The sequence below is a fragment of the Nostoc linckia z4 genome, assembly GCF_002608075.1.
Lineage (GTDB): Bacteria > Cyanobacteriota > Cyanobacteriia > Cyanobacteriales > Nostocaceae > Nostoc > Nostoc linckia.
On sequence record NZ_LAHA01000010.1, the window covers coordinates 80743 to 107355 of the forward strand.

General features: G+C 39.8%; 27 protein-coding genes and 1 tRNA gene. 17 read left to right on the top strand and 11 right to left on the bottom strand.

Features of this window, described 5'->3' with window-relative positions; all coding sequences use genetic code 11:
* Window positions 1-135 precede the first annotated feature (135 nt).
* The 14 genes from VF06_RS10745 to VF06_RS10805 all read left to right on the top strand — a co-directional run bounded on the left by VF06_RS10745 (window position 136) and on the right by VF06_RS10805 (window position 9812).
* Window positions 136-1509 carry an LLM class flavin-dependent oxidoreductase gene (locus tag VF06_RS10745; RefSeq protein WP_099068056.1) on the top strand — a complete coding sequence of 458 codons (1374 nt, stop codon included), beginning with the start codon at window positions 136-138 and terminating at the stop codon, window positions 1507-1509.
* Between the two features lie 28 nt (window positions 1510-1537).
* Window positions 1538-2131 carry a glutathione S-transferase family protein gene (locus tag VF06_RS10750; RefSeq protein WP_099068055.1) on the top strand — a complete coding sequence of 198 codons (594 nt, stop codon included), beginning with the start codon at window positions 1538-1540 and terminating at the stop codon, window positions 2129-2131.
* 59 nt (window positions 2132-2190) lie between these two features.
* Window positions 2191-2787 carry a glutathione S-transferase family protein gene (locus tag VF06_RS10755; RefSeq protein ID WP_099068054.1) on the top strand — a complete coding sequence of 199 codons (597 nt, stop codon included), beginning with the start codon at window positions 2191-2193 and terminating at the stop codon, window positions 2785-2787.
* A gap of 74 nt (window positions 2788-2861) precedes the next feature.
* A complete protein-coding gene (locus tag VF06_RS10760) occupies window positions 2862-3833 on the top strand; it encodes a DMT family transporter (RefSeq protein ID WP_099068053.1) in 972 nt (323 codons plus the stop codon).
* Window positions 3834-3937: 104 nt separating this feature from the next.
* Complete coding sequence (locus VF06_RS10765; protein ID WP_099068052.1) at window positions 3938-4594, top strand: HAD family hydrolase; 657 nt, start codon at window positions 3938-3940, stop codon at window positions 4592-4594.
* Window positions 4595-4610: 16 nt separating this feature from the next.
* On the top strand, window positions 4611-5387 hold the full coding sequence (locus VF06_RS10770; RefSeq protein WP_099068051.1) for a sulfite exporter TauE/SafE family protein: 777 nt from the start codon (window positions 4611-4613) through the stop codon (window positions 5385-5387).
* Window positions 5388-5476: 89 nt separating this feature from the next.
* Window positions 5477-5779 carry an MFS transporter gene (locus VF06_RS10775; protein ID WP_341273509.1) on the top strand — a complete coding sequence of 101 codons (303 nt, stop codon included), beginning with the start codon at window positions 5477-5479 and terminating at the stop codon, window positions 5777-5779.
* Between the two features lie 27 nt (window positions 5780-5806).
* A complete protein-coding gene (gene hpxZ, locus VF06_RS10780; RefSeq protein WP_099068049.1) occupies window positions 5807-6193 on the top strand; it encodes an oxalurate catabolism protein HpxZ in 387 nt (128 codons plus the stop codon).
* Between the two features lie 11 nt (window positions 6194-6204).
* Window positions 6205-6930: an oxygen-binding di-iron domain-containing protein gene (locus VF06_RS10785; protein WP_099068048.1), complete on the top strand. Its 726-nt coding sequence runs from the start codon at window positions 6205-6207 to the stop codon at window positions 6928-6930.
* Between the two features lie 5 nt (window positions 6931-6935).
* Window positions 6936-7514: an O-methyltransferase gene (locus VF06_RS10790; RefSeq protein WP_099068047.1), complete on the top strand. Its 579-nt coding sequence runs from the start codon at window positions 6936-6938 to the stop codon at window positions 7512-7514.
* Between the two features lie 31 nt (window positions 7515-7545).
* Entirely contained in the window at window positions 7546-8109 is a 564-nt protein-coding gene (locus VF06_RS10795) for a histidine phosphatase family protein (RefSeq protein WP_099068046.1), read from the top strand.
* A 5-nt stretch (window positions 8110-8114) separates the two neighbouring features.
* A complete protein-coding gene (locus tag VF06_RS40590; protein WP_180267348.1) occupies window positions 8115-8273 on the top strand; it encodes a hypothetical protein in 159 nt (52 codons plus the stop codon).
* A 522-nt stretch (window positions 8274-8795) separates the two neighbouring features.
* A complete protein-coding gene (locus tag VF06_RS10800; protein ID WP_099068045.1) occupies window positions 8796-8975 on the top strand; it encodes a hypothetical protein in 180 nt (59 codons plus the stop codon).
* Window positions 8976-9599: 624 nt separating this feature from the next.
* Window positions 9600-9812, top strand: coding sequence for a hypothetical protein (locus VF06_RS10805; protein WP_099068044.1), 213 nt, complete (start codon window positions 9600-9602; stop codon window positions 9810-9812).
* 305 nt (window positions 9813-10117) lie between these two features.
* Here VF06_RS10805 and hisC read toward each other — a convergent pair whose 3' ends face one another.
* The 8 genes from hisC to VF06_RS10845 form a co-directional block, all read right to left on the bottom strand.
* Window positions 10118-11179, bottom strand: coding sequence for a histidinol-phosphate transaminase (hisC, locus tag VF06_RS10810; protein WP_099068043.1), 1062 nt, complete (start codon window positions 11177-11179; stop codon window positions 10118-10120).
* Window positions 11180-11757: 578 nt separating this feature from the next.
* Window positions 11758-14763: a hybrid sensor histidine kinase/response regulator gene (locus VF06_RS10815; protein WP_099068042.1), complete on the bottom strand. Its 3006-nt coding sequence runs from the start codon at window positions 14761-14763 to the stop codon at window positions 11758-11760.
* A 91-nt stretch (window positions 14764-14854) separates the two neighbouring features.
* A complete protein-coding gene (locus VF06_RS10820) occupies window positions 14855-17680 on the bottom strand; it encodes a methyl-accepting chemotaxis protein (protein WP_099068041.1) in 2826 nt (941 codons plus the stop codon).
* 105 nt (window positions 17681-17785) lie between these two features.
* A complete protein-coding gene (locus tag VF06_RS10825) occupies window positions 17786-18283 on the bottom strand; it encodes a chemotaxis protein CheW (RefSeq protein ID WP_099068040.1) in 498 nt (165 codons plus the stop codon).
* A 4-nt stretch (window positions 18284-18287) separates the two neighbouring features.
* Window positions 18288-18665: a response regulator gene (locus tag VF06_RS10830; protein ID WP_099068039.1), complete on the bottom strand. Its 378-nt coding sequence runs from the start codon at window positions 18663-18665 to the stop codon at window positions 18288-18290.
* Between the two features lie 76 nt (window positions 18666-18741).
* The gene (locus tag VF06_RS10835) at window positions 18742-19107 is read right to left on the bottom strand and encodes a four helix bundle protein (RefSeq protein ID WP_099068038.1); all 366 of its coding nucleotides are present in this window, start codon (window positions 19105-19107) and stop codon (window positions 18742-18744) included.
* A gap of 55 nt (window positions 19108-19162) precedes the next feature.
* Window positions 19163-20206 (bottom strand): response regulator, encoded by a 1044-nt coding sequence (locus tag VF06_RS10840; protein WP_099068037.1) that lies wholly within the window; start codon window positions 20204-20206, stop codon window positions 19163-19165.
* A gap of 752 nt (window positions 20207-20958) precedes the next feature.
* The gene (locus VF06_RS10845; RefSeq protein ID WP_099068036.1) at window positions 20959-21585 is read right to left on the bottom strand and encodes a Uma2 family endonuclease; all 627 of its coding nucleotides are present in this window, start codon (window positions 21583-21585) and stop codon (window positions 20959-20961) included.
* Here VF06_RS10845 and VF06_RS40595 point away from each other — a divergent pair.
* Window positions 21577-21750 (top strand): hypothetical protein, encoded by a 174-nt coding sequence (locus VF06_RS40595; protein ID WP_180267349.1) that lies wholly within the window; start codon window positions 21577-21579, stop codon window positions 21748-21750. The genes VF06_RS10845 and VF06_RS40595 overlap by 9 nt on opposite strands.
* 115 nt (window positions 21751-21865) lie before the next feature.
* Here the strand turns inward: VF06_RS40595 and VF06_RS10850 are convergent.
* The 3 genes from VF06_RS10850 to VF06_RS39090 all read right to left on the bottom strand — a co-directional run bounded on the left by VF06_RS10850 (window position 21866) and on the right by VF06_RS39090 (window position 23550).
* Window positions 21866-21947, bottom strand: a tRNA-Leu gene (locus tag VF06_RS10850).
* Window positions 21948-22111: 164 nt separating this feature from the next.
* Window positions 22112-23299 carry an alanine racemase gene (gene alr / locus VF06_RS10855; RefSeq protein ID WP_099068035.1) on the bottom strand — a complete coding sequence of 396 codons (1188 nt, stop codon included), beginning with the start codon at window positions 23297-23299 and terminating at the stop codon, window positions 22112-22114.
* 71 nt (window positions 23300-23370) lie between these two features.
* Window positions 23371-23550 carry a hypothetical protein gene (locus VF06_RS39090; RefSeq protein ID WP_143861678.1) on the bottom strand — a complete coding sequence of 60 codons (180 nt, stop codon included), beginning with the start codon at window positions 23548-23550 and terminating at the stop codon, window positions 23371-23373.
* Window positions 23551-23651: 101 nt separating this feature from the next.
* On the opposite strand from VF06_RS39090, the gene VF06_RS10860 reads away from it, so the two are divergent.
* Both VF06_RS10860 and VF06_RS10865 read left to right on the top strand, forming a co-directional pair.
* Window positions 23652-24149: an HNH endonuclease gene (locus VF06_RS10860; RefSeq protein WP_096537994.1), complete on the top strand. Its 498-nt coding sequence runs from the start codon at window positions 23652-23654 to the stop codon at window positions 24147-24149.
* A 977-nt stretch (window positions 24150-25126) separates the two neighbouring features.
* Entirely contained in the window at window positions 25127-26410 is a 1284-nt protein-coding gene (locus tag VF06_RS10865; RefSeq protein WP_099068034.1) for a DHH family phosphoesterase, read from the top strand.
* Window positions 26411-26613 lie beyond the last annotated feature (203 nt).

The window sequence follows — 26613 nt, forward strand, 5'->3', positions numbered from 1 at the left end:
GGGAGACAAGGTAGACAAGGGAGACAAGGAGAATAATTCTTAACTCTTGTACAGACGCGATTCATCGCGTCTATACTCCTAACTCCTCAGTCAACACTCCCCAACTTAATAAGTAAGTTTTTGTAGAAATAAAAAATGAGTCAGAAAAAACAAATTAAGCTAGGTGCATTTTTACCAGGTTCAGGTCATCACGTAGCGGCTTGGCGACACCCCAACTCTCAAGCGGACGGAGGCCTGAATTTTCAGCATTACAAGCGACTGGCACAGACAGCCGAACGCGGTAAATTTGATATGCTTTTTCTTGCAGACGGTTTAGCTGTTTGGGATCAAGGAAAAGGAAGAGAGGCTTTTAGTCGTTCGGGACAATTCAGCGTCCACTTTGAACCGCTAACTTTATTATCAGCACTATCTGTAGTGACAGAGCATATCGGTTTGGTGGCAACGGCATCAACTACTTATGATGAACCCTTCCACCTTGCCCGCAAGTTTGCTTCGTTAGATTACTTGAGTGGTGGGCGTGCGGGATGGAATGTGGTCACTTCTTCTGCTGAAGCCGCAGCGAAAAACTTCAGCCGAGAAGAACATTTAGAACACTCACTGCGTTATGAAAGAGCAAGGGAATTTTTAGAAGTTACTTCCAAGCTTTGGGATAGTTGGGAAGATGACGCTTTTTTACGCGATAAAGAATCGGGTATTTATTTCGACCCTGATAAGCTACATATCCCCAACCATAAAGGTGAATATTTCTCAGTGCGCGGGCCGCTGAATGTAGCCCGTCCCATCCAAGGGTATCCAGTGATTGTGCAAGCTGGTTCTTCTGAGGCTGGGCAAGACTTAGCAGCACAAACGGCAGAGGCAATTTTTACAGCCCAACAAACTCTTGCGGAAGCCCAGGTTTTTTATTCTAGTGTGAAAGGTAGACTGAGCAAATACGGGCGATCGCCTGACCATCTGAAGATTATGCCTGGTGTATTTCCGGTAATTGGCAGAACTGAGGAGGAAGCTAAAGAGAAGTACCAGCAACTTCAAGAGTTGATTCATCCATCGGTAGGATTAGGGTTACTTTCAGGACTTATAGGCGGACACGATTTATCGAAATACCCCTTGGACGGGCCACTACCAGATTTGCCAGATACCAACGGTGGCAAAAGTCGCTTGCAGTTAATTACCGACCTTGCACGGAGAGAGAATTTAACTATCCGGCAACTATATTTGTGGATTGCTGGGGCACGGGGACATCGGACAATTTTGGGAACACCAGAGCAAATTGCTGACCAGCTCGAAGACTGGTTTATTAACGATGGTGCTGATGGATTTAATATTATGCCACCTTGGCTACCTGGTGGTTTGGATGAATTTGTCGATTTGGTGATTCCAGAACTGCAACGCCGGGGTTTATTCCGCACCGAATATGAAGGGCGTACCCTGCGCGAGAATCTTGGTTTACCTCGTCCAGTCAATCAGTTCACCAAAGTTGCATCGTCTGAATTAGCGGGTGCTTTGAGATAATTTCACTAAAGGGCGATCGCACTTTTTCATGAAACTCTTTTATACACCTAACTCTCCCTACGCACGCATAGCACGGGTAACTGCGCTAGAACTGAATCTGGGCGATCGCATTCAAATGCAGAAAGTCACTGTACGAGATTCAAACAGCGATTTACTGCATTACAACCCTACAGGTAAAGTTCCAACCCTAGCGACTGATGACGGATTTATCTTAAGTGAAAGCCGGATAATATGCGTTTATCTAAATCAGTTCAATCCGGAAATCAAAGTAGTTGCTGACATTTCTAATGGCTTTTTACAGCAACTTGAAGGCATAGCTGGTGGGTTTATAGATGGCATTGCTGTTTGGGTGCGGGAGTTACGGCGTCCTTTAACAGAGCAATCTCCAGGGGTAATTGAGTTAGAGCGATCGCGTGCTTTGCGAATTCTAAACTACTTCGAGAAGATATCAGAAAAACTCGACCAAACTCCTAAGTTGGCTCACATCACCATCGCCTCTGCACTGGGATTAGAAAGTCGTCTCCCCCAATTGCAATGGCGGCAGAACTATTCCAAACTTGCTCAGTGGTATGATGAATTTTCTGGGCGACCCTCCTTTCAACTGACAAAACCAGAATCATAGAAACTGGGACTTTTTAATTTTTTACTTTTGTTCTTGATTTGGGGATATGGCAGTTTGTTATGAAACTCTTTTACACACCAAAATCTCAATACGCCCGCATAGCCAGGGTTGCTATTATTGAGCTAAATTTAAGCGATCGCGTGGAACTGCAAGAAGTTACGGTGCGCGATCCCAATAGCGAATTACTCAATTACAATCCCACAGGTAAAGTTCCAACTTTAGCGACTGATGACGGATTTATTTTGAGCGAAACGCGAATCATCGTCAGTTATTTGAATCGCTTAAATCCGGAAATCAAAGTTGTTGCTGATGATTCTGACGGATTTTCACAGCAGCTTGAAGGCATCACAACTGCATTTATTGATGGTATTAGTATTTGGGCACGGGAGCGGATATTCCGTGCCGAAAGCGAGCAATCGCCAAAGATAATTGAGTTAGAGCGATCGCGTGCTTTACGAATTTTAGACTACTTCGAGAAGATTTCCGAAAAACTCGACCAAACTCCAAAACTAGCTCATATAACCCTCGCTTCTGCACTTGGATTAGAAATTCGCCTGCCCGAATTGCAATGGCGACAGAAGTATCCCAAACTTGCTCAATGGTATGATGAATTTTCTGGGCGACCGTCCCTACAATTGACGAAACCAGAGTCTTAAAAACTCAAATTTCGTTTGGTCTGTCAGTCCAGTGATTTCAACAATACAATCGGGTTTCAGAAAACCTTTTTTGCGTGTTAGGCATCCTGACAGTTCTTCTATCGTCCTTTGTTTTGGCGTTTCACAACATTACCGTGCGAGTTTTGTTTTCAGAACATCTCGTACTCAATTTATTTTTACTTGGTGGATACGTTAAACCGGATTTGCAGAATTCATTTTTGTTGATGTTTATGCGAATGCTACTCGTAGTTCCACTCATGGCATCTTTGGCATTCAAACTTTATCCATCTGCTTTTGTAGAATTACGAGAGTTATTCACTCGTCAATATCGGAATGTTCTGATTCAAGCCCTTAGCTGTGGAGTGCTGATGTTTGTCTACATTGCCTTAATCTACATTGCTATTGGCTTAATTCCCACTGGAATCGCTACAACCCTTTTCTTCACCTATCCCGTATTTACGGCTTTGCTTTCTTGGAAGTTTTTTAGCCAACGCCCTACATTCTTGCGTTGGTTGGTGATGGGGATCATTTTGATAGGTTGCGTTCTTGTTATTCCTCAATCTTCTGGAAACCACAGCAATCATACTATTATGGTTGGCATTTTGGCCAGTGTTAGTTCTGGCGTTGTTTATGCCTTCTATAACGTGATTGCCCAAAAATGTTTAGAAAAATTTCATCCAGTTCCCTTTACTTGGATCAGCTTTGCTTCCACCCTCGTACTCTCTGGTATTAGCTTACTGTTCTGGCCAGTTCCTACTGCCCAACTTGACTGGACGCCTCTGTGGATTGGTAGTATATTTTCGGGTTTAGTTAGCTTTATCGGACACATTTTGAACAACTTAGGAATTCGGATGATTGGTGCAACTACCGCATCAATAATTGGTTCTAGTAGTCCAGCTTTAACGGCGATAGTAGCCTGGATAACTATTAGTGAAACTTTAAACTTGACTCAAATTATGGGGATTGCTGTTGTTACGCTTGGCATTGCTTTGCTGAGTGGAGAAAGCTTTTTTCAATCACTGAAAATTAGGAGGACTGGGGGCTAGGGATTGGGGATTATAAACAGTTAATTGAGTAAACAAACTTTTGTTTTTAAACGCAGAGGGCGCAGAGTAAAACGCAGAGTTACGCAGAGGTTTGCCCAGCAAATATGATTGTTAATACTATTCTTTTCGATTTAGATGGAACATTGACAGATCCTAAGCTTGGTATTACTCGCTGTATTCAGTATGCCCTATCTGAACTCGGCTACCAATCACCAGATGCTGAGGAATTGCATTGGTGTATTGGGCCTCCACTCAAAGATAGTTTTTCGCAGTTACTTAAGACTTCAGATATTGCATTAGTTGAGAAGGCGCTTTCACTTTATCGGAGTCGCTTTTCCACGATTGGATTATTTGAAAATTTGCTTTATCCGCAGATTGTAGAAACTTTAAAAGTAATTAAGTTTGCTGGATATAAAACTTTTGTTGCTACTTCCAAACCACAGGTTTATGCTACACGGATTATTAAATATTTTTCTTTGTCATTGCTTTTTGATGGCATTTATGGTAGCGAATTTGATGGCACTCGGAGTGCAAAAGCTGACTTGATTTCTCACATTTTACTCGCAGAAAACCTTTCACCTTCTAGTGTGGTAATGGTTGGCGACCGCCAACATGACATAATCGGAGCCAAGCGCAATCATATTGCTGCAATTGGTGTTACTTACGGCTATGGAACTGAGGAGGAATTAAAGACTCATGGTGCTGATTTTATAGCTCATTGCCCAGAAAATATTCCAGAACTTATAATTCATAATTTTTAATTTATCACTCAAAAAAATGCCGCCATCTTTAACATTTATTCATAGCTTACTTTTGTTCATTACCGCTTTTATTGCAGGCGGGCTGAATGCTGTAGCAGGCGGCGGAAGCTTTATTACTTTTCCAGCCTTGATATTTACTGGTGTGCCGCCCATTGCGGCTAATGCTACAAATAATACTGCTATTTGGGTAGCATCTTTAGCCAGTGCCGGAGCTTATCGTAAAGATTTAGGCATCAAAAAAGAAGTTTTCTTGCTTTTATGTGGCATCAGTCTTATTGGTGGAATTATCGGCTCTGTGGCTTTATTATATACATCATCAGATGTGTTTAAAAAGCTGATTCCCTATTTACTACTACTGGCAACATTAGTGTTTACCTTTGGCGATCATCTCAGAAATTGGTTGCAACTTCAAAGCAAAAAATCATCACCTGACTCTGTACCTTTATTTCATCTAGTGCTGGCTCAATTGGCGATCGCAATTTATGGCGGTTTCTTCGGAGCGGGTTTAGGAATATTAATGCTGGCAACTTTATCATTTTTAGGCATCAAAAGTATTCATACAATGAATGCCTTTAAGACATTTTTAGGCAGTTGTATCAATGGAATTGCAATTATTCCCTTTATTTTTGCAGGTGTAATTGCTTGGCATCAAGCAATTTTAATGGCAGTGGGTGGTTCTTTAGGTGGTTATTTAAGCGCTCACTACGCACGTAAACTGGAACCCCAATTAATTCGGAGATTTGTTTTAGTTGTTGCCTTCAGCATGACCATCTACTTTTTTGTTACTGGCTAGATTAGGAATTTTAGATTTTAGATTTTGGATTTTAGATTAAATTCCAAAATCCAAAATCCAAAATCCAAAATTGAATTTCCCAATCCCCAATCCTATGCTTATTTTCCCTGTTGGCGGCTGGTTTCGGATTTATTTTGCAGATAATTACCGGACGCACTTTGCTGCAATCGTTAGTTACTGATGAAAATCGCGGTCAAGTCACAGGACTTTACGTTATGACATCAACAGGTGCAGTACCTATAGGCAATCTCATTGGCGGCGCACTCGCAAGTTATATTGGTGCTGCCAATAGTGTCATTCTCGCTGCTAGTGTTTGTGTTGTCGGGTCATTTTTATTTATGCAACAAGTTTCTAGCTTCCGTGATTTGGTTCGTCAAAAAGTTCATAATTAGTTTTACAAGCAAAAGTTGGTAACAACAATGACCACAGTAAATGACCCTGGCATTGTAGCTGAAGTGACTGAGTTATATCTTCAATATGAGGAAGCGCTTTCTAATAATAATTTAGAAGTCATGGATAGCTTATTTTGGGATGCGCCTGAAGTAGTGCGGTTCGGGGTAACAGAAAATCTCTATGGTAGCGATGAAATTCGTAACTTTCGCGCCTCTCGACCAAATCCAAAAATAGAGCGAGAAATTTCAAATCTTAAAGTTGTCACATTTGGAAAAGACACAGCCACCGTCACTTTAGAGTTTCGTCGCATTATCAATGGTGTTGAGCGTTTCGGGCGACAAAGCCAGACTTGGTATAGATTTACTCAAGGATGGAAAGTAGTTTCAGCACACGTTTCTTTGTTACCTGTGTAAATTTTAAAATTATGACAACTATTACTGAAATCGCCCCGGACATCTATCGTATCTCAACCTATGACCCAAACATAGATTTGCAATTTATCCAGTTTTTAGTTAAAGACGAAGAACCATTATTGTTTCATACTGGTCTTAAAGGAATGTTTCCACTAGTACGTGATGCAGTGGAAAAGATTCTTGAGCCATCAAAAATTCGTTGGATTAGTTTTAGTCATTTTGAAGCAGATGAATGTGGTTCTCTTAATGAATGGCTGGCTATTGCGTCAAATGCTCAGACAGTTTGTAGTCCTTTAGCAAGCTTTGTGAGCATAGATGATTTTGCCATTCGTCCATCCAAAAGTATGCAACACGCTGAAGTTTTAAACACTGGTAAATATAGTTTTCAGTTTTACCATACACCACAAGTTCCCCACGGCTGGGATGCCGGATTATTGTTTGAAACTAACAATAAAACACTGTTTTGCTCAGATTTATTTCACCAATTTGGAGATTTAGAGGCAATAACTGAGTCTGACGTTATAGACCGATTCCGTCAAACAATAGTCAACTATGAAGCAAGTCCTTTCCCTAATTACATACCATACACAACACATACCACTCGCATTCTCCAAGAATTAGCTTTACTCCAGCCGCGTACCTTAGCAACAATGCACGGGACAACGTTTGTTGGAGATGGGGAACGTGCATTGCAGGATTTAGCTGTGACGTTACGGGAAGTTTTGGTGAAGGAGTAGAAATAATGAGTTATAGTGCGATCGCTTCTATTCCGTCATTAGTACAACAGGCTCAAGTACTGGCCGCAAAACTCCAATTTTCCGAATCCTCACTCCCAGAAGTTGGTCGTTTGTTGCAAATCCTCACCAACCAAATCGCACAAGGTCAAATTGCTGAAATTGGTACTGGCTGCGGATTTGGCGCTGCTTGGATTGTGAGTGCATTACATCCAGATAGTACATTTATAACGATAGAGAGCAATGGCGATCGCGCCACAGTTGTGCAACAGTTATTTGCAGATAACTCTAATGTCCGCGTACTTCAAGGCGATTGGCACGATTTACTTGACTATGCTCCTTTTGATTTGTTATTTGCTGATGGTGGAAACGCAAAAGTTGTTGAACCTCAGATATTAATAAATGCTTTAAAGGTTGGAGGTTTGATTATACTGGATGACCTGACACCAGAAGAATACTGGCCACCGGAATGGCAAGGACGCATAGATCCAGTACGCGAATTTTGGTTGAAAGATCCCCATATAATTGCTACAGAAATTAGAGTCACTGCCACACATGCGGTGATTCTAGCAACACGCATTTATTGAATTACAAACGTAAGTTATTTGAAAAAACAGCGTGCAAAGATTAATTCTAGTTAGACATTCACTTCCAGAAAAAATAGAACATATTCCTGCTAAAGAGTGGCGTTTGTCATTAGAAGGGCAACAACGCTGTCATTTATTAGCGGATAAATTAGTAAATTTCCACCCTGGAATAATAGCTACCAGTAGAGAACCAAAAGCTATAGAGACAGCCCAAATTATTGCCCAGAAATTTAATTTGGCTGTGGAAATTGTTGAAGGATTACATGAATGCGACCGTAGCAATTTTGGTTTCGTAGAAGAAAAAAAGTTTTTTGAAACTTTAGAAGCATTTTTCGCCACACCAGATAAACTAGTCATGGGATTAGAAACAGCAACCAGAGCTTTTCAACGTTTTCAACAAACTATAAAAAATATTCTTGCCAAAACCCCAGATGGCGATGTGATGATTGTCTCCCACGGGACTGTGATGACCCTATTTGTTGCTGATTGTACTGGTCAAGAACCATTTCCGTTTTGGCGACAGCTTGAACAGCCAATGGCGATAGCGCTACCTTTACCTGAGTTAAATTCATTAGAAATAATTACTAGCTATTAACTAACATGGATTCGCTTGATTGGACTCTATTAAGTTCTAAATATTTGGTACAAGATAAGTGGCTAAAGCTGCGGGCTGATACTTGTCAAATGCCTGAAGGAAAAATCGTTGAGCCTTTTTATGTTTTTGAATATCCAACTTGGGTAAATGTTGTTGCAATTTAAATGAGGAAGTTGTTTTAGTCAAACAATATCGTCACGGTATACGAAAAACAGTTTTAGAATTACCTGGCGGTTCTATGGATTTAGAAGATAGTTTTCTAATGGAAGCTTTAGCTCGGCTTTTATAAGCCTGGTTTATTATTTCCTTTACAAATCAACTTTTGTACAGTTTCTAAAAAACTGTATCATAAACTACTATTTTTTAGCGATCGCTACGCCCGCCATCGGGGTTCGCGTTAGCGTCTCTTAAAGACAAGCTACCAGAAGGCATTGCAGAAATCTTTGGTCTAGCGACTTTCTAAAGATCCTCTGGAACTGCGATCGCCTTCATTCTATTCAATTAATTACTCAATCTTTGTCTTCTAAATCACTATTTTTTTGTTAACAATTCTTAGCTGAAAATATCAAAAGGTAGAACAAAGGTAAAATCTAGTTCCACCTTTTGACTTATGAACTGAGGACAAAATTTTCTTATAGTCAAGTGAAGGTGATAATCACCTTATCAAGTAAGTGAGGTAATTAATAATGTCAAAGCTAATCAGTACATTGGATTTACTTGTGGAGTTAACCACAGAAGAACAGCAGCTTTTATCTGGAGGTCAAAGTAGTCCCGATCAACCTCCTATAGACGACGGAAATAGAGACGGAAATGGTTTAAAAAATCTAACAAATAGACTATCTATTGCAAATCCAATTCCCAAATAATGCTAGGTAGGTCAACTAAGTTAAACTAAAGACCTCTCCCGTTGTAGATAAGGGAAATATTTCCATTCTTTTATACAGAAGGGAGTTAGTCTGTTTTTTTTAGATTGACTTGCTTCTGCTTCTACTGCTAATAGTAGATGGTAGAAGTACGTTTTTGACTTTGGAAATACTTGTCATCATGTCTTGGTTCTAGGTAATAGTAGTAGATCGTCCTAGCCTTCTTCTGTCAGATCGGGAGAACCAAATTCATGAAAGCCTTTTGAAGCTTTGTGTTTTACCATTTGGCTGAAAACTTTAATTCATGTTAGAAAATAAAGCCTCAAACTTTGGTTCTATCAAAGCTCCAGAGTCTGTATTCGTTTGTTGTTTTCCGAAAGTGACAGAAGCGTTCCAGGAAAGCTATGTCTGACGAAAAGCCTATGCAGTGTCTACGCATTCCTAATGAATGTAAAGAAACAGAAATATTTCTTGAAAGAGGGTTAGACTCAAAAAACCTAGAGCAGCTACAAAAAGACAAGAAGAGCTATTTAGCTCATTCAAGAGCAACCAAGTTTTGAGAAATTTGAGTTAATCTCTTCTGTCTTTTGGGAAATTTAATACATTCCTACCAAAGGAGCGCTCAAAATGATTACTAACTTTTGTTATGTTGAGGAACTTTCTCCTAGTCAAACTGAAACTATTTCGGGAGGCTTCCCAGCAAAAATTGGAAATGCAAACTACGATTTTAACCTTACTGACACAGCGTCACCGGAAGATGATTGGACTGTTACCTTTGTAAGAGGAAAAGGGAGAGGAAAAGGTCGCGATGTCTTTACCTATTCAGCGCGATATGTATAACTATTGAGTCACAATTTAACAATTGCCAATCAATCCCTTATTGCCTGTGACGGATGAACAAATGCACCAGAACTACAGGCTTCTTCAAAGAAGTCAGTGCAGAGATCAGTTGTTAGAGAAAAAGGCGATCGAGATTGCGATCGCCTTTTCATTTGAGTCAAGAGATTCTCTGGCGCGACATACCACGCTATATATAGATAGTGCAGTGTTAAGAAAATAAAGTTCTTGAACAAGCAATTTTTCAGAAGCAGAGAAGTCAAAATTTAAGGTGTAGCTGAGGTTTTAGGCCTTTCCTTGCTGTGTCACTAGTCCCCAGTCCCCACCAGATAAATCAGCGCTTCCACTAAAGCCTGATTTTGTTCATCAGTGCCAACAGTGATGCGTAATTTATCCTCTAATCTTGGCTGCTTAAAGTAGCGGATTAAAATTCCCTGTTCCTTGAGTTTTTCATAGAGATATTCTGCGTTTCCTGCTGGAGGTTGTGCCAGCAAAAAGTTAGTTTGGGAATCCCAAATCTGAAAACCTAATTGTTTCAAATCTGCTGCTAGCTGAGTGCGCGATGCTTTAATTTTTGCTACGCAAGCATTTTTATAAGCTTGGTCTGTAATTGCAGCAGTGCCAATTGCACAGGCGATCGCATCTATGTTATAGCTATCTTTAACTTTAAATAATCCATGTAACAACTTGGGATTCGCTACCCCAAATCCTAATCGTAATCCAGCCAATGAGTAGCCTTTAGAAAGTGTCCGAATCACAATCACATTTTCATATTCGTTGACTAAAGTCAATGCACTCTCTTCTGTAAAATCTACATAAGCTTCATCAATAACTAAAACTCCAGATAACTGGCTGGCTAGTTTTCGTAAGTCATCTATTGGCACTACATGTCCCGATGGGCTATTAGGTGAAGCAATAAATGTTACAGAGCCATTGACAGCAATCAATTCTTCAAGGGGTAAAATATAATCTTCGCCGTATGGTATTTCAGTAATATCCGCATCTTGCATTTGGGCTAACGTGCGATACAGCACGTAAGTCGGCATTGGATACACTACTTGGCGTCCAGGTTCAGTACAGGCTCGAATCACTACGCTTAACAATTCATCACTGCCATTTCCGACAATTATCCAATCACTAGGAACTCCCAACACTTTACTAGCAGCTTGGCGAAATTCCTCCCCGAAAGGTTGTGGATATCGGCGCAACCATTCTCCATTAATATTTTGCAGCACAGCTAATGCCGCAGGGGAGGGAGGATAAGGGTTTTCATTACTGTTGAGTTTGATAATCTGCGTCCCACGCTGAGGCTGCTCGCCAGGAACATAGCTAGCCATTGCATCAACATTGGAGCGGAAATACTTGGTCATGCTAATTCATAATTCTGAATTCATAATTTACAATCTACAGTAGATTTCTATAGGAATCCGATTGGCGATCGTTCTGTGAACAAAAAAATATTTTTAAAATTTTAATTCGGGCTACCACGATTATTTACAGCAATTTCCATCTATTTGAACCACATCTGTCTTAAGGGCGCAAAGCCTTGCACTCCTAGCACGTGGTATATTTACCTGAAAATTGCTGTAAGCTTACAAATTATTAGGTTTTCTTTTAATTTATGTAGTTTAAAATAATACTTATTGATGTCCAAAATGTGGGCTATAAGTCAATACGGTTCAGTTAAGGCTAAAACTCTTGGTCAAATTCAATTTTTTTAACGTAGACGCGTAGCGGCTTGCCGCAGGCTACCGCCAAGGACGCATTCGCGCAGCGTCTCGTCAGAGAAGGACGCAAAGAGAAGAAAGAAAGAAAGGCTTAACTGAACTGTATTGGGCTATAAGTTAAAACAAGCGGTGCGTCACGCCTTTGGGGTAACGCACACTACAAAAATCTCTGAACGCTATTAGCCCATAATTGCCCCAGTCGCTAATCCCCAGTCCCCAGCTTAATTAGATGCTGCCTTTTGTGCAACATTATGAATTATTTCTTCCAAGGTTTGCAGTAATTCTTGTTCGTTATACGGTTTAGAAAAGTAGGCTCTTGCACCTAATTGCATAGCCAGTTGTCGATGTTTATTACTACTACGGGAAGTTAGCATCGCCACGGGAATATTTTTTGTTTCAATGTCTGAATTAACCTTACCTAAAAAGCCATAACCATCAAGACGAGGCATTTCGATGTCACAAATTACTGCTTCAACTCTCAAACCATTTTGGAGTTTTTCTAAAGCATCTTGACCGTCTTTGGCTTGTTCTACTTGATAGCCTCCTTTTTCCAAGGTTAAAGCTAAGAAGCGGCGAACATTAATTGAGTCATCTACAATCAAAATTGTGCCTTTAAATTTGGTAGAGGCTGCTGATATTTTTTCTTCATCAAATATCAAGAACGGTGTTTTTAATCTTGCTGATGGTAATTGAGTCCCTCTAGGAGTCCGCTGATTACTAGCAATCCAATACAGCAATTCATTGATATTAACTAATGGTACTACTCGACCATCTCCCAGAATTGTACAGTTGCTAAAGCCTTGAGGTAGAGGTATATTTCCTTCAATTTGACGAATAGCAACTTCTTGTTCGCCCCAACAACGGTCTATTTGTATTGCTACTGTTTGATTATTACCTTTAACTACTAAGACGCTGTTAACATTAATTGCTGCTGGAGTTTCTAGTTCTGCGCTATCATAACGCAAGCAATTAAATTGTAAGTAGCGACTCAAGCGAATTAGTGGTAACATTGTTCCCTGCCAATTGAGGACTTCACTACCCGCCATTTGGAAAACTCGCTCGTTTTGTAGTAGGGATATTTCGGAAATCACATCTGTGGGAAATGCCAATAGCATTTTGTTAATTTCTACTAGCAATACTCGTCCTACAGAAAGTGTAAATGGTACTGAAAGAGTGAAGGTAGTACCAACTCCCGGTTCGGTATCAACTTTGATATCTCCTCGAATCAATTTCAAATTGTTGCGAACCACATCCATGCCAACACCGCGACCTGATAATGTTGTTACTTGGTCGGAAGTGCTAAAACCTGGTTCAAAAATTAGTGACAACAGTTCATCATCACTAGCATTAGTAATCAGAGAAGCATCTAATCCCATAGCTAAGGCGCGGGTGCGAATTTTCTCTAAAGAAATGCCCCAACCATCATCGCGTATACTAATCAGGGTGCGATTACTATGGTGAGTTGCTTTAATTTCAATTAATCCTTGTTCTGGTTTACCAAGGAGGCGACGGGTAGCAGCATCTTCGATTCCATGATCGAAGGCGTTCCTTAATAGGTGCATCAAAGGCTCATTTAATGCTTCTAAAATGCTGCGTTCAATTAAAGTATTGCCGCCTTCAATTTTTAATTGTACATTCTTTCCATATTCTACATTTAAATCACGTATAGCTCTGGGAAAACGGTCAACTAAATCAGACAGCGGCCGCATCCGGATATGATTCAGTTTTGTTTGTAATTGTTTTGATGTTTTATTTAACTTGCGAGCAATTTGGTCTGTATCGTCTACACTTAATTGCACGTCAGTTGTGACTTCTTGCAGTTGAACAATGGTTTCCATAACTTCCTGCGATCGCAAGCTTAAATCGTTATGGCGATCCATGCCTAAACTCTCTGTTTCTGGTACATGATTGCCATTTTCAACTGGCAACTGTCCACCACCAACCACGGCAAATTGAGTTGAAAATTTTGCGTAAGCTGTACGCAATTCTTGGTTTTCTCTATCGAGAATTTGCACTCGTTGGTTAAGATTTCGCACGAGTTTGCGTAATCTTTCTAATTGGGCATTTAAACCGTTACGTTGAACAATTAATTCCCCAAATAAATCATTGATTTGTTCGAGTTGTTTGCTGGGGACTCGAACGGTATTTTCTTGAATTTCTCGTTCTTTGCCAACAGTTAATTTACCGTCTGTAGTATGATTTTCTCTGGCAAATATAGTATTTTGCTCTGTAATATTTACAGCATTGACATCCTCACTAAATTCTGCATCTAAAAATATAAAATTGGCGGCGACTGTTTCATCTTTATTGCTAGTTTCTGTAGATGATGACAGAATTTCTGTTTCTAGGATATGTGTGTCAGTTGCATCTTTGGCGATAAATTTTGGTATTTCTTCTGTTTTTAATATTGGCTGAGATTGAGTATAATTACTGAATTGAATTTCTGTAGGTAAATTATCCAATTGATTTGTCAGTACCAAAGCTTGCGATCGCCGCCATGCTTGCAATGCTAACTGAGCAATTTCATAAATGCGTTCCCCAAAGGAGTTGTCGGAGACATCGCTGCTTGCAGTGGCCAATTGCTGAGTTACTGATTCACAAAGTTTGCTAAAAGCCGGTAATTGCAGCATTTCCCCCAAACCGCCCAATTCCGCCGCCATCACCGCAAATTCTACTTGTAAATTACACTGGTCGCTATTTGCCAACGCAGATTCTAAGCGCTGCAAACATTCCTCTACTTCTGTTTCAAATAGCAAAGGAATAACATCTTGCCCATCTTCTGGAGATAACATGGTTGTTGCATCTTCAGGACTGGGGTCACCCAAGCGTTCGTGCAACTCATCAAAAATTGGGTAACAAAAAGTTGCTAACCACTGTTCTTCAACTACATTGCCTTGTGCCAGCAATTCCACAATTTGACGCAACCAATCAACACCAGAAAGCAATAAACTTTGTAACTGAGTATCAATTTCTAAAGAATTTTTTCGAGTTTTTAAAACTTTAAAAGAATCTTCTAAACGATGGGATAAATCGCTGAGGGATTTAAATCCCATCATCGCCGCACCACCTTTAATAGAATGAGCAGCCCTGAGAGCAGCATTAATTTTATCTAAATCAATGCGGTTACTAGTATCAATTTCCAGCAATACTCCTTCGAGAGTATTCAAGTAATCAATTGCTTCTTCCAGAAACTGCATCTGAATTTCTAATTCTTTGTCATTTAGCATGGTTTTTATTTTGGGGCATGGGGCATTGGGCATGGGGCATTGGTTATTAACTGATGACTAATGACCAATGACTAATGACTAATCACAAAATTCAACTAACTTTAAATGTTCCTACAGTCTCTTGCAATTGCTGGGAAATCTCCACAGTTTGTTGCAGAGATTGGGAAATTTGTACAGAAGAATCGCTAGTACGTTGTGATACTGCAGCGATGTCTTTCATCAATTGGCTGACACTTTGTGATGTTTCTACTTGAGATGCTGTTGCAGTGGAAATCGACTGCACTAAGAAGTCAATTTGACGCGATACATCCAAAATCTGACTTAGACTTTCTTTTGCCTCCTCTACAATTCGAGTACCTTCTACCACTTGGGTAGTGCCGATTTCCATCGCCTGCACCACTTCGCTAGTTTCTCGTTGAATATTCCCCACAATTTCTTCAATTTCTTGGGTTGCGGCGGCACTGCGAATTGCTAATTCCCCGACTTCTTCTGCAACTACAGCAAAACCCTGACCTTCTTCACCCGCGCGGGCTGCTTCAATACCGGCGTTAATGGCAAGCAAGTTAGTTTGAATGGCGATTTGATTAATTAATGAAACCACGCGAGAAATTTGTTGTGAAGATTCACCCAGACGCTTAACTTTTTTGGCAGTTTCCGCGACTGTTTCTCGCATAGACAGGATATTTTGTACTGTCAAATCCATTGCGTGCCCACTTTGAGTGGCGTTGTGAGCAGCATCGTTGGCAATAAAAGCTGCTTTTTCGGCACTTTCGGCTACGGCTTGCATAGATTTGGTCATTTGGTCAACAGCATCGAGAGTACAGTTGATTTGAGTTGCTTGGGTGAGTGCTTCTTCTGCTAGTTGGCGAATAGCTCCTTCGTTAGAGCCGATGGCACTATTTACTTGAGTAGCTGCTTGTTTGACTTGGGTAACAATGTCACGCAGACTTTCCACAATGGAGTTGAAAAAGTCGGCAACAGTACCGATTTCTCCAGCAGTCACGTCTGCACGCACTGTTAAGTCACCTGTGGCTGCACCTTCGATGTCATCGAGTAGTTCTAAAAGTTGTTGTTGCAGTACTTCTTTTTCTTGCTGTTCATCATCAGAACCTTTGAGTACAACATTTTTGGTTTGTTCTATTTGTTCTAGTAATTTCGCTTGTTCTAATGCATAACCGATTTGAGTTGCTATCTGTTGAAACAAATTAATTTCCGGTTGTTGCCAAACACGAGAAGTTTGGCAATTATGAGCGATTAATAAGCCGAAAATTTGTTCTTGGATAATAATTGGTGCAATCAGATAACCTTTGACGGCAAATTTATCTAATAGTTGAATATAACTATCAGCATTTTTCAAGTTTTGGTCTAAATAAATGTTGGCAACTGCTTGCAATCGGTTATCTTGATAATTTTCTACATGGTGTTCCCAAAAATAAGGATCGTCGATTTGCACTCCCATAAGTTCTGGCCAATTGCCACTTAACGATTCAGCAACAACGACACCATTTTTAGTATCAGAGTTTAAACGATAAACAATTACCCGGTCTGTTTTAATTTCTCGATGAACTTCTTTAACTGCTGTTTGATAAATCTCTTCAGGTTTCAGAATTTTACGAATTTTTAGGGTAATATCTGTTAGTAAATTTGTGTCTTCTACATCTAGTTCTTGTTCCTGAGATAAGACCTCTAATTGTTCGGCTATCTGGTTAATATTTGCACTTAATACCCCTAATTCATCTCCTCTTGCAGTGTCTAAACGGGTATTTAATTTGCCTTGATTGAGCTTTGTTAATGCCGCAGTTGCATTCAGAATGGGCTGTGCAGTTCGTTTAGCTAACCAAGATGCGATCGCTGCAACAATCAAAGCTGTTAATCCCGTACCTATGCCTATAATCCATAACAATTGTCTTTGCGGTTCAAATACAATTGCTGTGTCTGTAGATAATAGTACCTGCCAATTTAAATCAGGCAGTCCATTGAACTTAGTTGATGGAACGTAACTAACTAATTGTTGTTTTTGATAATTTTTAGGAACTTCAATAAAACTATCTACTTTTTTTGCGGTTAGCAGTTTAGCTAAATTGCGATATTCTGTTTTTGCTTGTTTACCCAATAATTTTGGTTGCGGACTTAAAAAAATTGTCCCCGCTGCATCAAGCAATTGATATTTTTGTCCATTGACTGCGTAATTTTTGATGACTTCATCTAAAGATTTACCGGGCAGCTGTGCCCTAACTACGCCAATGGTTTGACCTGTATATGTATTTTTAATCGGTGCTGCAATATAAATATTCACTGCACCAGTATTGGTTATTGTCTCTGGATTACTAATAACAGGAGCATCTTTTTGCAGAACCTCTTGAAAATAACTCTCGTCTTTTTGGTTTTCCAGAACTTCGCCTGTAGATTGAACAATTAAGTTGCCAAGGCGATCGAAAATAGCAACACTATCGTAAGCTTGGTAAGCTTCCACAATGCGATTTAATACTGCTTGCTTTTCTTGATTAGTGGTGGTGTTGCTAGCTTGAGAATTTGTCAAAAATGGCAAACTAGATATTACTTGAATATCTCCATAACGTTCCAACATGAAACGGTTGATTTTATCGCTTAAACCAGTGGCTTGGGCTTGTTGAGACTGGGTGATTTGCTTGGTAATGGATTTGTTAGCAAAGCCAAAAGCCACAGCACCTATGGCCAATACTGGTAGTGTACCAATGGCGATCGCCAAAATTGTTGCTTTCTTAACTAAACTCAGTCTTGTGAAATAGCCAAAAGCTTGATTACCTGAATTACTAGCAGTTTCAGTGGTAACTTTATTGGGCAGCTTCACTACACTTCCAGTAACTTTTTGAGACGAAATCAGCGATGTCCTATTTTGAGGACTACTACCATTATTAGTGTTAGTTTTATTAAACATAAGATTATTTCTCCAACATGTGAATAAGTACGCTAAAATTTATTTCTTATAAAGAATTTTGAATTTTTACTCCTGATTTCTGAATTCTACATTCTGATTTTTTACCTAATCACTGCGAAGAATTGAAGACTGCACAATAGCCTGGGAATCTAACACCAGTAATATTTCTTTTTGTTGCACTACACACCCACATAAATAAGGAACTAAACTCGATGCTACTTGTCCTATGGGAGAATGAATTTCATCAGCAACAAACCTAATAGTACCTTTGATTTCCTGTACAACTAAGCCTAACAAAAGTGATTCTACTCGGATAACGATCGCACTATACTGCCGCACTCGATAATCAAGAGATTCTAAATTCAGCATTCTTGGCAAATCAACTACCCAAATTATCCGACTGCGCCAATTCATTAACCCTAATATACAAGGAGGCATATTAGGCATGGAAGTCACAGACTCAATAGGCACAAGAATTGCTTCTTGAGTATGCTTCATTGATAAAACTGCACCAGTCTGTTGATTTAGCTGAAATTTTAAATAACCGTCTGCTAAGTTATTTTCGGTTGGTTTTGGGGAAAGTGTAATGTTTGTACTAGTCATTGATTCAAACTACCACTGATTTAATAGTGCGTAAAAGATGTTCGCGGGTGTAAGGTTTAGTTATATAAGCATCTGCACCTTGTCTCATCGCCCACAATCGGTCAATTTCTTGATTTTTAGAACTACAAATTATAATCGGTACTTTTGCCGTAATTGGATTTCTTTTCAAAGAACGGCACAACTCAAATCCACTCATTTCTGGCATGACAACATCAGTAACAATTACATCTATTTTTTCTAAAACAGCTTTTTCCAAAGCTTCTTTTGCACCAGTAGTTTTAATTACGTTATAACCACTTTCTTTGAGATAATGGCTCATTAATTCCAATTCGCTGGGAGAATCTTCTACAATTAAAATTGTGCCAAGTAAAGTTAGGCTCACTATAAAATCTCCTACAAATAAATGGTATAAGAATTCAGGAGTCAGAATTCAGAACTCAGAATTCAGGAGTCAGAATTCAGGAGTCAGAATTCAGAATTGAATTAGCATAGCTTGTTAGTAGCTTACTAACTTCTTCAAATTGAAGTTTTAATGCTGAAATATCACCATATTCTAAGTCATTTGAAAGAATTAGATAATAACGACATTCTTCTAAAGAACCTTGTGCAATATTCAAAAAACGTACTTTATCTGCTAGTCCTTTTTTCTTAAATCCTTCTGCTATATTTGCTGGTATAGAAATTGCTGCCCGTCTAAATTGAGAAGTCAGACCATATATTTCTGATTTCGGAAATTCCGCAGTAAATGGATACACTAATAAAATAAATTGATGAGCTTTCTGCCAAACTATCAAGTCTTGAAATGTCTTCGCCCTCTCTCTCATATCTCCTGACTCCTAAATTCTGACTTCTGACTCCTGAATTCTGAATTTTGAACTCTTAATCAAGATATTTAAAAACCATTTTTAACAATTCTGACTGTGTAAATGGCTTGGTCAAATAACCTGATGACCTAACCATTTTAGCCTTTGCCCTATCAATAAATCCTGTTCTGCCAGTAACCATAATGATAGGTATATTTTTAAAAGCAGAATGCTTTCTTAATAACGAACATAGTTCATAGCCATCTAAAGAAGGCATTTCAACATCTAGCAAAATCAAATCGGGTTTACTCCGAAGAATTTGCATTAAAGCTTTTACTGGATCGTTAATCATTACAACTGAAAATGTGTTTTCATCCAAAAAATGCTTGATGGAATTTAACACTGTTTGACTATCATCAATGCAGGCAATTGTATATGTAGTTTTGCCAACAGGTAATTCAGTGACTAAATTATTATTCTCAGAAATATCAAAATTGATTTGTCTGGGGGATTTTTGCCCAAGTTTAATTTGCAATTGTGGCAAAACTTGAGAACTAGCACCAGCAGGAATTGATGACTGGATATTTTGCCGATTTCTTAATTGCTTTTGACAATGTTCCACCAGTAACCGTAAATCTAGGCGACAGAACTTTGGTAGCTCATTCAAAGAATTCTCCGGACTAAATTCATAGCTACCTTCTTTTAAGCACAGAAATGATTCCAGTACTTCTTTTGCTAATTCGTCTATTAAATTTCCCGCCTGCACAGGAGTAATCAAATCCTGATTTACTAACCAGCAAATAGCTTGATAATCCGCATTTAGTATTGATTGATGTTCATTTTTCGTCTCAAACATCAGCCGCATCTGAATGCGAGTTGCGCTGTTGAGAGCAGGAATTTGCTGGCTCAAGCGCCGCAAATGACTATCAAGTCGCTCAAACAGTTTATCTGAATAGGAGGCATAAGTAAGTTTACCGTCCTCTAGATAAATTGACCAATAAACTATCCCAGTAAATACGCTTAAGCAACCTGTAGCACGCCGACTAGTTAATTGTGCCAACAGAGATAGCGGATGTAGTTTTTGGAACAACTTGTAGCTACCTATAGGAGTTGTGCTCATTTTGCTTTTACTCAGCTAAATACAGTATGTGTAAGCTAAATTCGTAGAGAGCTTGTCCACAATTCAAATTAAGTAAAAGGCGACAAAATTTTGTATTTTAAAGTACACAAATTTGACCTCTCGATTTGTGGTGAAACTCAACGAAAAGGGCGTTATTCTCAAATGCTCAAATCTCAGTAAATTCGTAAATTGTGATTAATTTACTTCCTGTTACTGAGATTTATAGACATTCTTGAAAAATAAGACATAGAAATGTCAAGACTAGATGAAGCCACTTTCCATTGAGTAACCCCATTCTGACCACAGAAATAATACTGATTTTATTAAAACAATATCTTTGAACTACTGTATTTACACTTAAGTAAAATCAAACTTTTAAATATATCAGTACTATATAAAGCCACTTTTGATTAAGTACTACCGTTGTGACCACAGAAATAATACTGATTTTTTCTGAAAAAAATAAAACAGAATTCAGAAGTCAGAATCTAGGAGTAAGAATCATGTAGGTAAAATTTTATATTAATAAAAAAATTTACTGATTACAGTTGGTTGTCCAAAAAATTTGTCCGATGGCACAGAGTAACAGCCAACAGCGATCGCTTGATTTTCAAAAATATGCCTTAGCGTAGCCCAACCCAGACATCGCCCAATAGCGGTTTCAGGCAACGCGAGGATGCGATCGCTACATAATTATGAATTACGAACATCGATGGCAAAAATTCAATATTCTCATTTATGTGCAGTCGTGCCTAGATTTGCACATCTCCTGCTTGAAAAATCTGTTCGACAGTTAAATTCAATTCTCTCAATGTGGGTGAAATAATGCGTTCGCTTCCACGAAACTGGTCGATTTGGTACTCTCCATCAACCAATGAATAGACTGATATTGTCGGTTGTTTGGGATTGCCAATAAACCGCCTACCACCTAAAGCCGCATAATCAACAATCCAGTATTCCGGGATGCCCACTGTTTCATAAGCAGCCACTTTTGTAAGATAATCATCACGCCAGTTACTACTAACTACTTCAATCACCAATGGTATAGATTTAGCTAGGCTTACTGTAGAGTCTTTTTTCCAGAGTGGTTCATTGACTAAATTGGAGCGGTTTAATACCAGCACATCTGGCGAGTAAGCTGATTCACTCTCAAGCGGTTTCACTAATGCTGTTTTGGGAATGAAGTAGGGAAGTTTTAGTCGCCCAATTTCTATAGATATATTCAGTGCCAAAAAACCTATAACTTCTTCATGTTCACCTGTTGGCTGAGACATCTCTGTAACTACTCCATCATGCAGCTCATAGCGTTTTCCAGAGTTGTCTGGGTATTTAACAACGAATTCATCGAATGTAACTAGTTTGCGTAAGGCTTGAGTCATAAAATTATCGCTTCCAGTAGTTATTTCGGCGATGCCTACGGTTGGCTACGCCTACGCATTTGTTATTTTAGCGAGTGCAATTATGATTTCGGCGATGCCTACGGCGGGCTAAGCCTATTTTTGCGATCGCAAGCAAGCTTAAAAAACACAGACAATAATCTCTAACGCCAGTAGAATCTAGCTCTACTGACTCTCTTGCTTGGAGTTGACGATAAATTAACTCATAAATTTACTGCATGAACTTGTTAGCTCATGCAGTTTTCGGCGATTAGATTAAAAATGCGGATGAAAGGACTTGAACCTTCACTCCTTTCGGAACTAGAACCTAAATCTAGCGCGTCTGCCAATTCCGCCACATCCGCATAGACTATTATCGTACCATAAGAAATTATTTTTGGGAATAGGGAGATAGCAACGCCTTGGGGAAAGGGCAAAGGGCAAGGGGCAAAGGGGAAACAAAAGATCCTTCCTTTTCCCTTTCCCCTTTCCCCTTTTCCCTACCCAAAGGGTTTTGCTCCATGCCCCATTACATAATCGCAACACGAGGTAGACGATGTTTGAAGCCGCAGAGAATTTCCCAGGAAATGGTATTTAATTGTTCTGCCCAATCGTCGGCGGAAATTTTTTCTTTTCCCTGTTCTCCAAGTAAGGTAACTACCTCTCCTTCTTGAATATCAGGTATGGCACTCACATCGAGCATCAATTGATCCATTGTAATTGTCCCGATTTGCGGCACTCGCTGACCGCGAATCAACACCTGAATTTTGTTAGAAAGATTACGAGGAACACCGTCAGCATAGCCAATTCCCACGACAGCCAGACGAAGTTCGCGTGGGGCAATAAATTTATGTCCGTAGCTGACAGCAGTTCCTGGGGCAATTGTTTTGACTTGAGTAACTCGTGCCTTCAGTTGTAATACAGGTTTGAGGTCGATGGCATTTTGTAAATGGGGTGCTGGGTAAAGTCCGTAAACTGCTAAACCTACTCGCACAATATCGTAGTGTAATGCTCGGTCTTTTAGTGCAGCTGCTGAATTTGCCAAGTGCAAGCAAGGCGGTTGGATTCCCATTGCTTTGATTTGAGCGATCGCTTCCTCAAATCGTCTATGCTGTTCCTTCATCACAGTAGTATCAGGATCGTCTGCCGTTGCCAGATGAGAATAAATGCTGGCAATAGCAAGATGTGGTAACCGCTGTACTAATTGCACAAATTCACCAGCTTGCTGCCAATTAGTTCCCAACCTAGACATTCCCGTGTCTAATTTGATATGTACGGGTATGTTAGAACCGTAATTCATCGATTCTAAAGTATTGGAAAATACTAAAGCTTGTTTCGGACTACACAGTGTGGGCTGGAGTTGCCATTGAGCGATCGCATGAATTTGCTCTGGTGTATGAGTCGCCCCTAAAATCAAAATCGGGGCTTGAATCCCCCCTTCTCGCAATTGAATCGCCTCTGGAACCGTAGCGACTCCCAGCCAACTAGCTCCCGATTGAATTGCAGTTTGAGCCACCGTTACCGCCCCATGTCCATAGGCATCAGCTTTTACCACTGCCATCAATTGAGTACGTGGCGATAAAAATTGCACTATTTGTTGTATATTGTGCGACAACGCCTCTAAATCAATTTCTACCCAAGCTCGTTGCGAAAACCACGCGTAGGTATCGCATTGCTCATTAGGAACTACACCAGGGATTTCCTTGCGACTTAACATTTGTACTGACTCCTATCCACCGTAGCTCAACTTCCAAATTATCTATACACCCTCTAAAGAGCGATATCAGATTAAACAGGAAGTTTAACTCTGACTTGGAATTCATACAAGATGCTATTAGGGCATGGGGCATAGGGGATTGGGCATTGGGAGGTGTGCGTGGTGTCAGAGGAGGGAGAAATATAAATTCTCTTTCCTCCCACACTCCCTACACTTCCCCATCTCCTTATGCCCGATGCCCGATGCCCCATACCCTATGCCCTACTTTCACGAAAGTATAATTTCTTATCATCTCCCTAGAAGAGTATATTTGTGTTAATATATGTAAAACTAATACCCTAAACGCAGATCAATGGGGAAGGTTTTAGTATTAAACGCCTCTTACGAACCTCTCAATATAACGAGTTGGCGTCGCGCCGCGGTTCTGTTAATTAAGGGCAAGGCAGAACGCGTGGAACACAACGGTAAATTCCTTTATTCGGATTTCCCGCTGCCAACTGTAATTAGGTTGCGTCATTATGTCCGCGTTCCTTATAAAGAAATTCCTCTCACTCGCCGAAATATATTGCATCGTGACGGTCATGCCTGTCAATACTGTGGTTACACAGGAGACGAATTGACCTTAGACCATGTAATACCGCGATCGCGCGGCGGAGGGGATACCTGGGAGAACATTGTTACAGCTTGTGTCCGTTGCAATGTTAAAAAAGGTAGTCGCACTCCCCACGAAGCTCACATGCCTTTGCGCCATCTTCCTCGCCAACCCTATAGCAGCCTTTATTTTGAGGTCAGTAAACATCTCAAGAGTGGACTGCACGCAGAATGGCAAAAATATGTTATAGGACTTTGATATGACATAGCCCAGTAGCCCGAAAAGCATACAGCAATAGTCACAGTTTTGCCTTTGTGCTTGGTTTGCAAATAAGGCTAAAGCCGAGTCGCACAAATTTGTATTTGACAAATTGTGTGCTGAGTTGTTTATGTCCAGACATTGTGAGGGACATCCTTCGGCAGAAGCTAACATACTAGTTTGGCTAAATCCAAGCAAAAAAAGACAACAGCTTCCTAATATACCGCATAAAAAGCTAAAAAACTAGGGTGCGTCGAAAAAAACATCAGAAAACAGGCAATTAGTTTTCCTTGTGTTTCCACACTCTCCCATCTCCCGATTCCCAAAAGACCGCGAGAAAGCCCATTCCTGCCAGAGATGGGATGAATTGCCGCTCGCCGTCTTAGTCATTGGCTATTAGTTACAAGTATCATTAAGTACAAATAATAAGTATTATTACTAATGACTCGAAATCCTCGCTGCGTCAAGCGGGGGATAAGTTAACCCTAATCCACAGCCCAGTTGCCTTTTACACAAAACACAAAACAAGCTCTGTTGCTTGAAGATATAATTATTAATTGCTCAATAGTCAAAATAATGAGACTATTGAACATAAGATTATCTTAAATATCAAAGGCTAAGTCTAAAGTATTAGATGGAAAGTATACCCTAAGTTAGATAAATTTTAAAGTTCGGTTATCAATCTGGAATAAAAACCGCGATCGTTCAAATTTTAGAAAAGAAAAAAGCCATAAAATTCGTTTATGCTCGAACATCAACCCAGATATAGAAAACTTACTTTTTTCCAGCATTCTCATACATTGTAATCAAATGTAGTTAATTGCTGATGGCTGTCACTGACAAAAAATATACTTAGGTATATAGTGTCATATCTGGATATTTTTGCGAAGATCGAAATAATGTGGCTAAATTCGAGTGAATCGCTGATTGTAGTGTTTCTAAATAAATTGAGCCTCAGACTTTAAAAAAAGTTCCCTATGTACATAAATTCTCCCGTTAATGAGTTCGAGAGTTTGTCATTGACCGCAGAGCCAAACCCAGAGGAAGCTGAAATAGAGAAAGACCCAGTGGAAGTTGCACTTAAAAGTCCATCATTACAACCATCGCTAAGTGAAGGAGCTATCTATCTTAGTCAGCGTGGTAATTCCCTGACACAACAAAAGTCAGAAGAACTGCAAAAAACTTTACTAGCACACCGACACGATCGCCAACTAGTAATTTTGCAAGATTTTCCTGACCCAGACGCTCTTTCTTGTGCCTGGGCTTATCAATTAATTGCTCAGCAATACGATATCAAATGTGAAATAATTTATGCTGGCGCTCTGAGTCACCAAGAAAATATTGCCTTGGTTAGACTCACTAATTTACCTATCCAACGCTGGACGCAGCAAACCTTGAAAACCAAAGATTTGTCATCTTATCAAGGTTTTGTATTAATTGATAACCAAGGAACTACTTCACAGCTAATATCAGCAGTTCAGCAAGCAGGAATTCCATTAGTTGCGCTGATTGACCATCACAGTTTACAAGGCGAACTTGAATCAGAGTTTGTCGATGTTCGTCCTTATGTACGAGCGACAGCGACAATTTTTACTCAATATCTGCAAGCGGGATTACTAGCATTAGATAGCAGCATCAATCAACACGTAAAATGTGCTACAGCATTGATGCATGGCTTACGTTCCGATACCAATCGGCTGATGCAAGCGCAAGAAGAAGATTTCATGGCAGCTGCATATTTAAGCCGATTTTATGACGCTCAGCTGCTGAACGCTATTTTACAGGCGAATCGTTCTAAGCGGGTGATGGATGTGATCGAGCGATCGCTCAAAAACCGCATCGTTCAAAATAACTTTTCCATTGCTGGTGTCGGTTACCTGCGCTATGATGACCGCGACGCCATCCCCCAAGCAGCTGATTTTCTCGTCACCGAAGAAAACGTCCATACTGCTGTAGTTTACGGCATTGTTCACGATGAAGACGAAGAATTAGAAATAGTCATTGGTTCCTTGAGAACCACCAAACTCACCCTTGACCCCGATGAATTCATTAAAGAAGCCTTTGGTCAAGATAGTACAGGGCGCTTTTTTGGTGGTGGAAGAACAAGCGCAGGCGGCTTTGAAATTCCGATGGGTTTCTTGTCTGGCAGTAACGAAAATTCCGCCTATGCGAAGATGAAATGGGAAGTATTCGACGCTCAAATCAAGCAAAAACTACTGAGGTTAGTTAACCCCAAAGATAACCCGATTCAGTCGGAGTAGTGGAAGGAGAGGGAGATGTGGAGAACTCCTAACTCATGTACTAACCAAAGTGTGTTTCGTTACATAATATCCCTTCCCGACTTTTAAAAAAAGTCGGGAATTTAGTTTTTATTAATGAATTAGGAATCTAGTTCGTATCTAAATCTAAGTAAACGAAGGTACATCTTTCCCCTGTTTTCAAAAAACTGAATATAAAATAATCG